This is a genomic window from Streptomyces sp. NBC_00996 (assembly GCF_045162675.1).
Lineage (GTDB): Bacteria > Actinomycetota > Actinomycetes > Streptomycetales > Streptomycetaceae > Streptomyces.
The window spans coordinates 7,772,705-7,786,395 of record NZ_CP108723.1; the positions used below are offsets into that span (position 1 = coordinate 7,772,705).

A 13,691-nucleotide genomic window follows, 5' to 3' on the forward strand; every position below is an offset into this window, starting at 1 on the left:
ACAGCTGTAGAGAGTGGCGAGCACACGGTGGACGTGCAGAAGAAGCTCGATGAGATCGTGTCGACGGTCGGCAGCGCCCGTTCCATGCCCATGTCGGCCTCGTGCGTGGTCAACCGCGCCGAGCTGCTCTCGATGCTCGAAGAGGTGCGCCAGGCCCTGCCCGGCTCCCTCGCCCAGGCCGAGGAACTGATCGGCGGCCGCGAGGAAATGGTGGAGCAGGCCCGTCAGGAGGCCGAGCGGATCATCCAGTCGGCGCACGCCGAGCGCGGCTCCCTGATCTCCGACACCGAGGTCGCCCGCCGTTCCCAGAACGAGGCCGACCGCATCCTCGACGATGCCCGCAAGGAGGCCGAGGAGATCCGCGCGGAGGCCGACGACTATGTCGACTCCAAGCTCGCCAACTTCGAGGTCGTCCTCACCAAGACCCTCGGCTCCGTGGGCCGCGGCCGCGAGAAGCTCCTCGGCACCGGTCCCGGCGTCGACGAGCAGGGGTACGAGGACGAGGACGCCCCGGAGCGCAGCCACGACCCGGAGACCCTGCGCCGCAACGCCGACGAGTACGTCGACGTGAAGCTCGGTGCCTTCGAGGCCGTTCTGGCCAAGACCCTGGAGGCCGTCGGCCGCGGCCGGCAGAAGCTGCACGGCCGGATCGCCAGCGACGACCTGGGGCTCCTCACGGACGACGGGACTGCTGTCCAGCACACCAGCGACGCCGACTATCTGGCCGGCCTCGCGGAGCTCTCCGACGCTCCCGAGCAGCCCGTTCAGACGCCCGAGGTACCGGCTCAGCCGTCCTATGGGCAGCAGGACGCCTACGCGTACCAGCAGCAGGCCGATCCGTACGGCTATCAGCAGCAGTACGCCCAGCAGGACGCGTACGGCTACCAGCAGGCCGATCCGTACGCCGCCTACCCGCAGCAGCAGGGCTACGACCAGCAGCAGGCGTACGACCAGAGCCAGCAGCAGGCCTACGCCCAGCCGCAGGCGCACGCGATGGACTCGCAGGCGCACGCCCTGGACGAGACCAGCCTCTTCGACACCGGCATGATCAGTGCCGAGCAGCTGCGGGCTTACGAGCAGGGGCGCGGCGGCCACTGAGCGCGAGGCTCGGCAGGCACTGGGCACGGGGCTCGTCAGGCCCCGACTACGGGGCGCGGCCGGGCTCTGGGCAGGGTGCACGCCGGTGCGCGGGACCCGGAGCACGCACCGGATTGGGTCGAGAGCGAAAGGTCCAGTATCCTGGCTCTTCGGTCGCGCGTACGTCCGCGATCAACGCTGCCCACGGGAACACCAGGGGCCGCGTCCCTTGGGCTTCGAAGATCGAAAGCAGGAATGGCTCTGAACACCCGCCTCGACCACCGCAACCCTCTCGTGTTCGACACACACGAGCTGGGGCGGCGTCCTGGCGCGCTTCAGCGCTTGACCCGCACGATCAACGCTCCCAAGGATCTCGGGATCCAGGGAGTCATCGGAGTACCGGAAGGCGCCCCGGTGGAGCTCGAACTCCGCCTCGAGTCGGTCATGGAAGGTGTGCTTGTCACAGGCACCGCCCGTGCACGGGCAGCGGGGGAGTGCGTAAGGTGTCTGGAGCCGCTCGAGCAGGAGCTCGAAGCGGACTTCCAGGAGATGTTCTCGTACCCTGACGCCGATGACCGGGGCCGCCCCAAAGCGGAACCGGCCGACGACGCCGAGGAAGACGAGGACAGGCTCTTTCTCGAGGACGGCCTGTTCGACCTCGAATCCGTGCTGCGTGATGCGGTGGTGCTCGCACTGCCGATGCAGCCGGTGTGCCAGGACGACTGCCCCGGCCTGTGCTCCGAGTGCGGAGCCCGGCTCGCGGACGACCCGGACCACCACCATGACGCCGTCGACATCCGTTGGGCGGCACTGCAGGGACTCGCCGGTTCACTCGAAGATGGCGAGAAGGACGAGATGAGCGGCGGCGTGCCTCGATCAGCGCCCGCCGACGAGAAGCAGGAGAAGTAGCCGTGGCTGTTCCGAAGCGGAAGATGTCGCGCAGCAACACGCGCCACCGCCGGTCGCAGTGGAAGGCTGCGGTCCCCACCCTGGTTGCGTGCGAGCGCTGCCACGAGCCCAAGCAGCAGCACATCGCCTGCCCCGCTTGCGGCACCTACAACAAGCGCCAGGTCCTCGAGGTCTGAGCGGCTGGTGAGAGGTCTGATGTCTGACGCCAAGGCGGACTCAAACGCCAAGAAAAAGGCGGACAACACAGCCTCGTCCCACACGCTTCTGGAAGGGCGGCTCGGCTACAAGCTCGAGTCCGCCCTTCTGGTGCGTGCGCTGACCCACCGTTCCTACGCGTACGAGAACGGCGGTCTGCCCACCAATGAGCGCCTGGAGTTCCTCGGGGACTCCGTGCTCGGCCTGGTGGTCACGGACACGCTGTACCGCACCCACCCCGACCTGCCCGAAGGCCAACTGGCCAAGCTGCGGGCCGCGGTGGTCAACTCGCGTGCGCTGGCGGAAGTGGGCCGCGGCCTCGAACTCGGCTCCTTCATCCGGCTCGGCCGGGGCGAGGAAGGCACGGGAGGCCGGGACAAGGCATCCATCCTCGCCGACACCCTTGAAGCGGTGATCGGCGCGGTCTATCTCGACCAGGGTCTGGACGCGGCGGGCGAGCTCGTCCACCGGCTCTTCGACCCGCTGATCGAGAAGTCCTCGAATCTGGGCGCGGGCCTGGACTGGAAGACCAGTCTCCAGGAACTCACCGCGACCGAGGGGCTCGGCGTGCCCGAGTACCTGGTCTCGGAGACCGGCCCGGACCACGAGAAGACCTTTACTGCTGCCGCCCGCGTCGGAGGCGTCTCGTACGGCACCGGCACCGGCCGCAGCAAGAAGGAGGCGGAGCAGCAGGCCGCGGAATCCGCGTGGCGTGCGATCCGTTCCGCCGCGGACGAACGCGCGAAGACGGCCAAGGCCGCCGAGCAGACGGCCCAGGACACCGAGGAGTCCGCCGACACCTCCTCGGCCCCGACGAGCGACCCGGCCACGGCCTGATTCCTTCACAACTGAAGTAGCGCAGTACCGAGCCCCGCCGCAGCGCAACCGCGCTGCGGCGGGGCTCGTGTAGGGACAGGTGGCCCGAAGGCCGCCCGGCCGCCCCCTGTTGACCGCGCGGTACCCTGCGGGCATCGCCCTGTGTCCCGCCCCCTCCGGAGGAGTTCCGTGCCCGAGTTGCCCGAGGTCGAAGTCGTGCGGCGCGGCCTGGAGCGCTGGGTCAGTGGGCGGGTCGTGAAGACGGTCGAAGTGCGGCATCCGCGGGCGGTGCGGCGGCATCTGGCGGGGCCCGAGGGCTTCGCGAAGGCGCTCGCCGGGCAGCGCGTCGGCGAGGCCATGCGGCGCGGCAAGTATCTGTGGCTGCCCCTCGATGACTCCCCTTACTCCGTGCTCGCGCACCTCGGCATGAGCGGCCAGCTCCTGGTGCAGCCGGAGGACGTCCCGGACGAGAAGCACCTGCGCATCCGGATCCGCTTCCAGGACGGCCAGGGCACCGAGCTGCGCTTCGTCGACCAGCGCACTTTCGGCGGGCTCTCCCTGCACGAGAACACCCCGGACGGCCTGCCGGACGTCATCGCGCACATCGCCCGCGACCCGCTCGACCCCCTCTTCGACGACGCCGCGTTCCACACCGCCCTGCGCGCGCGCCGTACCACGATCAAGCGCGCCCTGCTCGACCAGTCGCTGATCAGCGGAGTCGGCAACATCTACGCGGACGAGGCGCTCTGGCGCTCCAAGCTGCACTACGAACGCCCCACGGGCACCTTGACCCGCCCGCGTACCGCCGAGCTCCTCGGCCACATCCGTGACGTCATGAACGACGCCCTGGCCGCCGGCGGCACCAGCTTCGACAGCCTGTACGTCAACGTCAACGGGGAGTCGGGATACTTCGACCGCTCGCTCGACGCGTACGGCCGCGAGGACGAGCCCTGCCGACGCTGCGGGACACCGATGCGGCGGCGCGCCTGGATGAACCGCTCCAGCTACTTCTGCCCCAGGTGTCAGAGGGCGCCGCGCGTCTCGTCATAACGCTGACGCGCATCGAGGACGTCGTCCATGCGGCCCTCCACGAACTGGATGAGCGTCATCAGGCGCTCGGCGACGTCGCGCCCGAGTGGAGTCAGTTCGTAGTCCACGCGGGGCGGGTTCGTCGGCTGTGCGTCACGGCGCACCAGGCCGTCGCGCTCCAGCGCGTGAAGGGTCTGAGACAGCATCTTCTCGCTCACGCCGTCGACGCGGCGGCGCAGCTCATTGAAGCGGAGAGAGCCCTCGTGCAGCGCGCCGAGGGTGAGGGCGCCCCAGCGTCCGGTGACGTGCTCCAACGTGCCCCGGGAGGGGCAGCTCCTTGCGAACACGTTGTACGCGAGGTCCTGACACTCACCGCTCTCGGCGGTCCGCACGCTGGACTTCATGACCTCACCATACTCCGGCGCAGCGCTAACCAGAAGGTTGCACTAACTAGAAGTTAGTGCTTTCCTTTGGTTGCCACCCCAGCCAGAGGAGTCCCCATCGTGAGCACCCCCGCCGTCTCCATCGCCTACCACTCCGGCTACGGCCACACCGCCGTCCTCGCCGAGGCCGTCCGCTCCGGTGCCGTCGAGGCCGGCGCCCAGGTCCACCTGGTCAAGGTCGACGAGATCACCGACGCCGAGTGGGAGCTGCTCGACGCCTCCGACGCGATCGTCTTCGGCTCGCCGACCTACATGGGCACCGCGTCGGGCGCCTTCCACGTCTTCGCCGAGGCGTCCTCGAAGCGCTGGTTCGGGCAGGACTGGAAGGACAAGCTCGCCGCCGGTTTCACCAACTCCGGCTCCAAGAGCGGCGACAAGCTGCACACCCTGCAGTTCTTCCAGATCCTGGCCGCGCAGCACGGCATGAACTGGATCAGTCTCGGTCTGCACCCCGGCTGGAACAGCAGCTCCGCCTCCGAGCATGACCTCAACCGCCTCGGCGTCTTCGCCGGCGCCGCCGCCCAGACCAACGTCGACGAGGGTCCCGAGACCGTGCACAAGGCCGACATCGCCACCGCCGAGCACCTCGGGCGTCGGATCGCGGAAGCGGCACGGGTGTTCGCGCTGGGGCGCGCGGCTTCTGAGGTTGCCGCGTAAGCCTTTACGGCCCGTACGTGTCCGTGAATCCCCATGGCGCGTAAGCGCTTGCGCAAGCGTTTACGCCTCTGCGTAAGCGTGTACACGCCTACGCAGAGGCCGCGCTCACCATGTCCAGGTGGGCGCGGCCTTCGCGTACCTGTTTCTCGGCCACAGGCAGTGGTGCTCCATCAGCGCTCCTGACGTGACGCTCTGCCAGCCCTCACAGTCTCTCCTCGCCTCTCCCGCACCGGCGGCGACGGCCACCGGGGTGGTCTGCGGCGACACGGCACCCCCTGCCCGGCGGGGGTCCGTGGGACCGACCCCGGATCCGCGTTCAATCACGCCGGGGAACCGATACGCCGCTTGCGGAGAGCCGCCGACGGGCGCGGATCTCCGAGCCACGCCCCACAGCGCTTGAGGGAGATTGCCATGACCGGCACAACGACCTTGCCGACACCATCCGGTCCCTATCTGGACAAAGGACTGCTGCTCGCCGACTTCTTCGCCTACGAGGAACTGCTGTCGGACAGGGAGCGGGAGCAGCTCGAGTCCGTCCGCGCGTTTCTCCGCACACAGGTCGCACCGATCGTCGACGGCTACTGGGCCCGGTCCGAATTCCCCTTCCAGCTGGTCGAGGGCTTCGGGAGGCTCGGTCTTATGGACTGGGCCGATCCGGACTCACCGGAATCCAGGCCGAGCAACCTTCTCACGGGCTTCCTCGCGCTGGAGTTGGCGCATGTCGACGCGTCCGTGGCCACGTTCTCCGGCGTGCACACGGGCCTGGCCATGGGCACCATCCTCACCTGCGGCTCCGACGAACAGAAGCGGCGGTGGCTGCCGGCGATGAGCCGCTTCGAGAAGATCGGCGCCTTCGGGTTGACCGAGCCGCACGGCGGCTCCGACGTGGCCGGCGGCCTGCAGACGACCGCGCGCCGCGAGGGCGACGTATGGATCCTTGACGGCGCGAAGCGGTGGATCGGAAACGCGACGTTCGCCGACCTGGTCGTCATCTGGGCCCGCGATGTCGAGACCGGTCATGTGCTGGGCTTCGTCGTGGAGAAGGACACCCCAGGGTTCACGGCGACGAAGATCGAGAACAAGATGGCGCTGCGGATCGTGCAGAACGCCGACATCGTTCTCGACGGCTGCCGCGTGCCGGAGGCCAACCGGCTGCAGAACGCGAACTCGTTCAAGGACACCGCCAAGATCCTGCGCCAGACGCGCAGCGGCGTGGCGTGGCAGGCCGTGGGAGTGATGTTCGGCGCCTACGAGATCGCCCTGCAGTACGCGAAGGAGCGCGAGCAGTTCGGGCGCCCGATCGGGGGCTTCCAGCTCGTGCAGGACCTGCTCGTGAAGATGCTCGGCAACGCCACAGCCTCGTGCGGGATGATGACGCGCCTGGCCCAGTTGCAGGACGCCGGGGTATTCCGGGATGAACAGTCCGCCCTTGCGAAGGCCTACTGCACCGTGCGGATGCGCGAGAGCGTGGGGTGGGCGCGAGAACTTCTGGCCGGCAACGGCATCCTCCTCGACTACAAGGTCGGCCGCTTCGTCGCCGACGCCGAGGCCATCTACTCGTACGAGGGCACGCGCGAGATCCAGACCCTCATCGTCGGACGCGCCGTCACCGACGGCCTGAGCGCCTTCGTGGGGTGATGACGATGACCACCGAATCCGTCTTCACCGGCCTGAAGGTCCTCGACGCGTCGAGCTTCACCGCGGGACCGGCCGCGGCCACCGTGCTCTCCGACTTCGGAGCGGACGTCATCAAGATCGAGCCGCCGGGGAAGGGCGACCCCCAGCGACAAGACCGCTCTCGTCAGCGGGTGCAGGATCCCCGACGGGGTCGCCGTCGACGCGGCGGCCGGGCACATCTAGTGGAAGAACATGGGCGCTCCGACGGAGAACGACGGCTCGATCGAGCGCGTGGACCTGGACGGAGGCAACCGGACGACGATCGTCCCGAGCGGCGTCACGCACACACCCAAGCAGCTGTATCTCGAGGCCGTCGGCCGGAAGCTGTACTGGGGTGATCGCGAGGACCCGCCGCGGGGCAACAGCATGAACCGCTCGCCGCTGGACCCGCCCCACGGGCAGCGGATGCCCGAGATCCTGCTGACCCACCTGATGGAAGGCATCGGCGTCGCCCTCGATCCGGACGGCGGCCGCATGTACGTGACCGACCTGGCCGGGAACGTCTATGCGGCCGATCTCGACGCATCGAACCAGAGGGAGATCCTCATCCTGCAGGGCAACCTCACCGGCATCGCCCGTGCCGTACTGACCGGAACGAGGGGCTGACCCCCGCCGGGCCGCCGTTCGCCGAGTCGTCGAGGGCGATGAGCCCACGGACGGCGGCCACCAGACGGTCCAGCGCCGAAAAGGCCTCCGACCTGCGGTTGTCTCAGTAGCCGAAGTCCTGCGTCCACCACGGGCCGCCCGATCCGAAGTGGGCTCCGACGCCGAGGGTCTTGAAGTCGCAGTTGAGGATGTTGGCGCGGTGGCCGGGGCTGTCCATCCAGGCCTTCATCACCGCCGCGGCGGTGGCCTGGCCGCGGGCTATGTTCTCGCCGCCGAGGCTAGTTATCCCGGCCTTCGCCGCCCGGTCCCAGGGGCTGAGCCCGCTCGGGTCGGTGTGGTCGAAGAAGTCACGTGCCGCCATGTCCTCGCTGAAGACCTGGGCGAGGTCGGTGAGGGAACTGTTCGCCGACACCGCGCTGCAGCCCACCTTGGCCCGCTCCTCGTTGACGAGCTTGAGCACTTCGGCCTCGGCCGAGGCCTCGGCGGAGACCGTCACCGGGGCGGTGGCCTTCGGCGCCTTCTTGGCGGGCTTGGTGGGCTTCGGAGCCTTCGTCTTGCTGGGCTTGGTGGTGGGCTCCTTCGACGGCGTCGTCGTCGGAGCGACGGACGACGTCGCGGGAGCGGCCGAGCCCGAGGGCGACGCCGAGCGGTCCGCGTCACGGCTCGTCGATGTGTCGTCGCGGGAGTCCGCGCTGCCGGACGTGCCACCCTGCTGGGTCTCCAGGCTGGACGGGGAGCTCGCGGCCTGCACGTTGTCGGAGTTGTTGCTGCTGCCGCCGAGCGAGTAGTTGTCGCTGCCGGGCAGGACTCCGGTTGCCATCGCGACGGTGCCCAGCGCCACGGCCGCCGAGACGCCGAGCAGACCCGAGCGGACGGGGGTCGCGGCCTTCCTCTTGCGGTGCGAGCGGGCAGCGGCGGTGCGCGGGAGGTCGGCGACTGCGGCGTAGCCGTACAGATTCTCCGGACCGTAGCTGTCCGTCTGCGTCCCGTTGGTTTCCGTGACCCCGGTGGCGCGGCCAGTGGCGGCGCGGCCGGCGGCGGAGCGTCGGTGGCGTCCCATCTCCTGGGCCTTCCTCGATCTTGCGGTCAGCGATCCTCAGTCGAACCTCACTCGAAAGAGTGAGTTTCATATGAGACTCATTGGGTCGGGACGGTACCGCATGCCGCAAGGGGAGGAAGTGCTCCGAGAGACATTGTCCGGTTAGCGTGCACCCATGAACGAGGTTGCACGGCTGGTCGTCTGGGTGCGCGGAAGCGTCCAGGGGGTGGGTTTCCGCTGGTTCACGCGGGCCAAGGCGCTGGAGATCGGCGGGTTGAGTGGTTTTGCTCTCAATTTGGACGACGGACGGGTCCAGGTGGTCGCGGAGGGCTCGCGGGACGGATGCCAGAGCCTGCTCGACTGGCTCCAGGGCGTCGACACGCCCGGGCGGGTCGACGGAGTCACTGAGATCTGGGACACCCCGCGGGGGATCTACGAAGACTTCGCGATCCGCTGACGGTGACCGGTGCAACGGCGCAGGCGGAAGCGGTATGGCATGCCACCGGCACCTGCCGGAAGCAGAAATGACCTGGTGGTTGCCAAGAACGGCTTGTCGTGGCAGGCTCCCCAGTTAAGGATGATCTCCACGCCCTGAGGGCCCCGCAGGAGTCGCAGCGCTGCCGTTCAAGGGCCGCGCGACAGCGGGTTGCCCGCCGATACGGGGCGTGATCGTGTTGACCGTCAAACTTTTTGGTGAGACGCTGAAAGCCCCGCGCACCTTAGCTGTTTGGCATGTGGAACGGCAGCAGGACATCAGCAGTGTCAAGCATCGCGGGTGCGATTCCCTCACGACCCACACCGCTTCGGTCGGTCACTCAGTGTGGAGGACCATCCATCATGGCAAAGGCGCTTCTCGGTTACGTCGGCGGTTCCGACCCGCGACTCATTGCCGAGATGCGACGGCTCCAGCAGCGCGTACAGGACCTCGAATCCGAGCTCGTACGGATCCAGGCCGAGAATGACGCGCTCGCGGCTGCCGCTTCTCACGATTCGCTTCTCGAGAGCATCGACGTACCCCAGGCGGAGCCTGCGCTCACCTGATCACTGCACCGCACTACGACAGCAGTGGTTGGGCAGCCCCTATCAACCGCTAAGTTGTCAGATTTGCAAGGGACGCCCTTCGGCGTCCCTTCTTTCTTTCCCCCGCGCACAGTTCCACTGTCTTTAACGTGTGGTGTGCCCTGCACGTTCATGGGTGAAACCGCGCGTTCATGGAGTGAGACCGGCACGAAAGGTAGAGTCCGGCGGCGTGCACCTCAAGGCCCTGACCCTGCGCGGGTTCAAATCGTTCGCCTCGGCGACCACGCTGCGGTTCGAGCCGGGTATCACCTGTGTCGTGGGGCCCAACGGTTCGGGCAAGTCCAATGTCGTGGACGCCCTGAGCTGGGTCATGGGCGAGCAGGGGGCCAAGTCGCTGCGCGGCGGCAAGATGGAGGACGTCATCTTCGCCGGCACCACCGGCCGGCCACCGCTCGGCCGCGCCGAGGTGTCGCTGACCATCGACAACTCCGACGGGGCGCTGCCCATCGAGTACGCCGAGGTCACCATCACGCGGATCATGTTCCGCAACGGCGGCAGCGAGTACCAGATCAACGGTGACACCTGCCGTCTCCTCGACATCCAGGAGCTGTTGTCCGACTCCGGCATCGGCCGCGAGATGCACGTCATCGTCGGCCAGGGCCAGCTCGACTCCGTTCTGCACGCCGATCCGATGGGCCGCCGCGCCTTCATCGAGGAGGCGGCAGGCGTCCTCAAGCACCGCAAGCGCAAGGAGAAGGCGCTGCGGAAGCTGGACGCGATGCAGGCGAACCTCGCGCGAGTGCAGGACCTGACGGACGAGCTGCGGCGGCAGTTGAAGCCGCTCGGCCGCCAGGCGGCCGTCGCCCGCCGCGCCGCCGTCATCCAGGCCGACCTCCGGGACGCGCGCCTGCGACTGCTGGCCGACGATCTCGTACGACTCCGCCAGGCGCTGCAGACCGAGATCGCCGACGAGGCCGCGCTCAAGGAACGCAAGGAAACCGCCGAGGCGGAGCTGAAGAAGGCGCTCCAGCGAGAAGCTCTTCTGGAGGACGAGGTCCGGCAGCTGACGCCGCGTCTCCAGCGCGCCCAGCAGACCTGGTACGAACTCTCGCAGCTCGCTGAACGGGTGCGTGGCACGATCTCGCTTGCCGACGCGCGCGTGAAGAGCGCCACGTCCGTGCCCGCCGAGGAGCGGCGCGGCCGCGACCCCGAGGACATGGAGCGCGAGGCCGCGCGGATCCGCGAGCAGGAGGCCGAGCTCGAAGCGGCTCTGGAGGCAGCCGAGCGTGCCCTGGAGGACACCGTCGCGCACCGCGCCGAGCTGGAGCGCGAGCTCGCCGTCGAGGAGCGCCGCCTCAAGGATGTGGCCCGCGCCATCGCCGACCGCCGCGAGGGCCTCGCCCGCCTCAACGGCCAGGTCAACGCCGCCCGTTCACGCGCCGCCTCCGCGCAGGCAGAGATCGACCGGCTCGCCTCCGCCCGCGACGAGGCCCAGGAGCGCGCGGTCGCGGCACAGGAGGAGTACGAGCAGCTGAAGGCCGAGGTCGACGGCCTCGACGCGGGCGACGCGGAGCTGACGGAGCGGCACGAGGCGGCCAAGCGGGCACTCGCCGAGGCGGAGGCCACGCTGACGGCGGCCCGCGAGGCGGCCACGGTGGCGGAACGCAGGCGTGCCGCCACCCAGGCCCGCCACGAGGCTCTCGCCCTCGGGCTGCGCCGCAAGGACGGCACGGGAGCGCTGCTCGGGGCGAAGGACCGGCTGACGGGGCTGCTCGGGCCGGCGGCCGAGCTGCTGTCGGTGACACCCGGCTTCGAAGTTCCCCTGGCCGCGGCCTTCGGCGCGGCAGCGGACGCGATCGCGGTCACCACCCCCGCCTCCGCCGCGGAGGCCATCCGCCTGCTGCGCAAGCAGGACGCCGGGCGGGCGGCGTTGCTGCTGGCGGGCGCACCGGAGGAGCCCGCAGCGGGCGCGGCGCGGCGCGACGGCTCCGGCCCGGCGACCGGAGACGTACGCAGGGACGTTCCGGCGGGACCGGGCTCCCCTGGAGCAGGGCGGACGGTGGCCGGCCCGGCGGGGCGGCCCGCAGACGGTTCGCACGCTCCCGCGGGGGTGCGGCCCGCGGTCCCGCCGATGGCCCACGGCACCACCGATGACGTACGCGGTGGGGCGGGGATCGGAGAGCACCGGGCGCCGGGTACCGCGGGTGGTGCTCCCGGCGAGATGCTCGCGGCCGGGCGCGACGATGTGTACGGCGCCACCGGTGGCGTACGCCACGGCGCCGGGAGCGGTACGGGGACCGGGGCCGAGGCCGGTGACCACGGGGTGCCGGGTGTCGCGGGCGGTGCGGAGCGGCGCGTCGACGCGTACGGCACACCCGAGGGCGTATCCCGCCCCGATCACAGGGCCGACGGGCCCCCGTACGCCGCCGATCTCGTCCGGGGCCCCGCCGAACTCATGCCCGCCGTACGGCGACTGCTGCGGGGGATCGTCGTCGTGGGCACCCTCGAAGACGCCGAGGACCTGATCTACGCGCGGCCCGAACTCACCGCCGTCACCGCCGAGGGAGACCTGCTCGGGGCGCACTTCGCGCACGGCGGCTCCGCCGGGGCGCCCAGCCTGCTCGAAGTGCAGGCATCGGTCGACGAGGCGGCGGCCGAGCTCGAAGAACTCGCCGTCCGCTGCGAGGAGTTGACCGAGGCCCAGCACCTCGCCACCGAGCAGAGGAAAGAACGGGCTGCGCTCGTCGAGGAGTTGGGCGAGCAGCGACGGGCCGCCGAGCGGGAGAAATCGTCTGTGGCGCAACAGCTCGGGCGGCTTGCCGGACAGGCGCGGGGAGCTGCCGGCGAGGCCGAGCGGAGTACGGCCGCTGCGGCGCGGGCGCAGGAGGCGCTGGAGCGGGCCGTGGAGGAGGCCGAGGAGCTGGCCGAGCGGCTCGCCGTCGCCGAGGAGATGCCCGTCGAGGAGGAGCCTGACACCTCCGTGCGCGACCGGCTCGCCGCCGACGGCGCCAACGCGCGGCAGACCGAGATGGAGGCCCGGCTCCAGGTGCGTACGCACGAGGAGCGGGTCAAGGGGCTCGCAGGGCGGGCCGACGGACTCGACCGGGCCGCGCGTGCCGAACGCGAGGCACGCGCGCGTGCCGAGCAGCGCCGGGCCCGGCTGCGGCACGAGGCGGCGGTCGCCGAGGCCGTCGCCTTCGGTGCGCGCCAGCTGCTCGCGCACGTCGAGGTCTCGCTCACCCGGGCCGAGGAGGAGCGGGCCGCCGCGGAGAGCGCCAAGACGCACAGGGAGCAGGCGCTCGGCGTCGCCCGCAACGCGGGCCGCGACCTCAAGGCGGAGCTCGACAAACTCACGGATTCGGTTCACCGCGGCGAGGTACTCGGCGCCGAGAAGCGGCTGCGCATAGAGCAGCTGGAGTCGAAGGCGCTGGAGGAGCTCGGTGTCGAACCGGCGGGGCTGGTTGCGGACTACGGTCCCGACCAGCTCGTGCCGCCCTCGCTCCCCGCCGAGGGCGAGGAACTGCCCGAGGACCCGGAGCATCCGCGCAACCAGCCCCGGCAGTTCCACCGCGCCGAGCAGGAGCGACGGCTCAAGTCGGCCGAACGGGCCTACCAGCAGCTGGGCAAGGTCAACCCGCTCGCCCTGGAGGAGTTCGCCGCGCTGGAGGAACGCCACAAGTTCCTCAGCGAGCAGCTCGAGGACCTCAAGAAGACGCGTGCCGATCTGCTTCAGGTGGTGAAGGAGGTCGACGAGCGCGTCGAACAGGTCTTCACCGAGGCGTACCGGGACACGGCCCGGGAGTTCGAAGGGGTCTTCAGCCGGCTGTTCCCGGGAGGGGAGGGGCGGCTGATCCTGACCGACCCCGACAACATGCTCACCACGGGTGTGGACGTCGAGGCGCGGCCCCCGGGCAAGAAGGTCAAGCGGCTGTCCCTGCTCTCCGGCGGTGAGCGGTCGCTGACCGCCGTCGCGATGCTCGTGTCGATCTTCAAGGCGCGGCCCAGCCCGTTCTATGTGATGGACGAGGTCGAGGCGGCGCTCGACGACACCAACCTGCAGCGGCTGATCCGCATCATGCAGGAGCTGCAGGAGGCCTCGCAGCTGATCGTGATCACACATCAGAAGCGCACGATGGAGGTCGCCGACGCGCTGTACGGCGTCTCCATGCAGGGCGACGGTGTGTCGAAGGTCATCAGCCAGCGGCTCCGCTAGATACGTGTAG

The 13,691-nt window shown here is 69.7% G+C and carries 13 protein-coding genes and 1 pseudogene; 12 read left to right on the plus strand and 2 right to left on the minus strand.

Annotated elements, in window-relative coordinates:
• Positions 1–27 precede the first annotated feature (27 nt).
• The 5 genes from OG390_RS36425 to mutM all read left to right on the plus strand — a co-directional run bounded on the left by OG390_RS36425 (position 28) and on the right by mutM (position 4,047).
• On the plus strand, positions 28–1,098 hold the full coding sequence (locus OG390_RS36425) for a cell division initiation protein (protein WP_406173821.1): 1,071 nt from the start codon (positions 28–30) through the stop codon (positions 1,096–1,098).
• Positions 1,099–1,332: 234 nt separating this feature from the next.
• The gene (locus OG390_RS36430; RefSeq protein ID WP_406173823.1) at positions 1,333–1,986 is read left to right on the plus strand and encodes a YceD family protein; all 654 of its coding nucleotides are present in this window, start codon (positions 1,333–1,335) and stop codon (positions 1,984–1,986) included.
• Positions 1,987–1,988: 2 nt separating this feature from the next.
• Positions 1,989–2,162, plus strand: a complete 174-nt coding sequence (gene rpmF / locus OG390_RS36435) for a 50S ribosomal protein L32 (RefSeq protein ID WP_028802425.1) — start codon at positions 1,989–1,991, stop codon at positions 2,160–2,162.
• 19 nt (positions 2,163–2,181) lie between these two features.
• Positions 2,182–3,018, plus strand: coding sequence for a ribonuclease III (rnc, locus tag OG390_RS36440; RefSeq protein WP_406173825.1), 837 nt, complete (start codon positions 2,182–2,184; stop codon positions 3,016–3,018).
• A gap of 168 nt (positions 3,019–3,186) precedes the next feature.
• On the plus strand, positions 3,187–4,047 hold the full coding sequence (mutM, locus tag OG390_RS36445) for a bifunctional DNA-formamidopyrimidine glycosylase/DNA-(apurinic or apyrimidinic site) lyase (protein ID WP_406173827.1): 861 nt from the start codon (positions 3,187–3,189) through the stop codon (positions 4,045–4,047).
• Here mutM and OG390_RS36450 read toward each other — a convergent pair.
• Positions 4,020–4,430 (minus strand): winged helix-turn-helix transcriptional regulator, encoded by a 411-nt coding sequence (locus tag OG390_RS36450; RefSeq protein WP_406173829.1) that lies wholly within the window; start codon positions 4,428–4,430, stop codon positions 4,020–4,022. The genes mutM and OG390_RS36450 overlap by 28 nt on opposite strands.
• 99 nt (positions 4,431–4,529) lie before the next feature.
• On the opposite strand from OG390_RS36450, the gene OG390_RS36455 reads away from it, so the two are divergent.
• From OG390_RS36455 to OG390_RS36470, 4 genes and pseudogenes are all read left to right on the plus strand, one after another.
• Positions 4,530–5,126 (plus strand): flavodoxin family protein, encoded by a 597-nt coding sequence (locus OG390_RS36455; RefSeq protein WP_406173831.1) that lies wholly within the window; start codon positions 4,530–4,532, stop codon positions 5,124–5,126.
• A 411-nt stretch (positions 5,127–5,537) separates the two neighbouring features.
• Complete coding sequence (locus tag OG390_RS36460) at positions 5,538–6,764, plus strand: acyl-CoA dehydrogenase family protein (RefSeq protein ID WP_406173833.1); 1,227 nt, start codon at positions 5,538–5,540, stop codon at positions 6,762–6,764.
• 5 nt (positions 6,765–6,769) lie between these two features.
• Positions 6,770–6,868, plus strand: a pseudogene (locus OG390_RS36465) (CoA transferase); the annotation flags it as partial.
• Between the two features lie 127 nt (positions 6,869–6,995).
• Positions 6,996–7,409 carry a hypothetical protein gene (locus OG390_RS36470; protein WP_406178397.1) on the plus strand — a complete coding sequence of 138 codons (414 nt, stop codon included), beginning with the start codon at positions 6,996–6,998 and terminating at the stop codon, positions 7,407–7,409.
• A 103-nt stretch (positions 7,410–7,512) separates the two neighbouring features.
• On the opposite strand, the gene OG390_RS36475 is transcribed toward OG390_RS36470, so the two are convergent.
• The gene (locus OG390_RS36475; RefSeq protein ID WP_406173835.1) at positions 7,513–8,469 is read right to left on the minus strand and encodes a CAP domain-containing protein; all 957 of its coding nucleotides are present in this window, start codon (positions 8,467–8,469) and stop codon (positions 7,513–7,515) included.
• A 154-nt stretch (positions 8,470–8,623) separates the two neighbouring features.
• Between OG390_RS36475 and OG390_RS36480 the strand changes: the two genes are divergently transcribed.
• The 3 genes from OG390_RS36480 (at position 8,624) to OG390_RS36490 (ending at position 13,681) form a co-directional block, all read left to right on the plus strand.
• Positions 8,624–8,905 (plus strand): acylphosphatase, encoded by a 282-nt coding sequence (locus OG390_RS36480; protein ID WP_406173837.1) that lies wholly within the window; start codon positions 8,624–8,626, stop codon positions 8,903–8,905.
• Between the two features lie 380 nt (positions 8,906–9,285).
• Positions 9,286–9,489: a hypothetical protein gene (locus OG390_RS36485; protein WP_028802434.1), complete on the plus strand. Its 204-nt coding sequence runs from the start codon at positions 9,286–9,288 to the stop codon at positions 9,487–9,489.
• Between the two features lie 208 nt (positions 9,490–9,697).
• Complete coding sequence (locus OG390_RS36490; RefSeq protein WP_406173839.1) at positions 9,698–13,681, plus strand: AAA family ATPase; 3,984 nt, start codon at positions 9,698–9,700, stop codon at positions 13,679–13,681.
• Positions 13,682–13,691 lie beyond the last annotated feature (10 nt).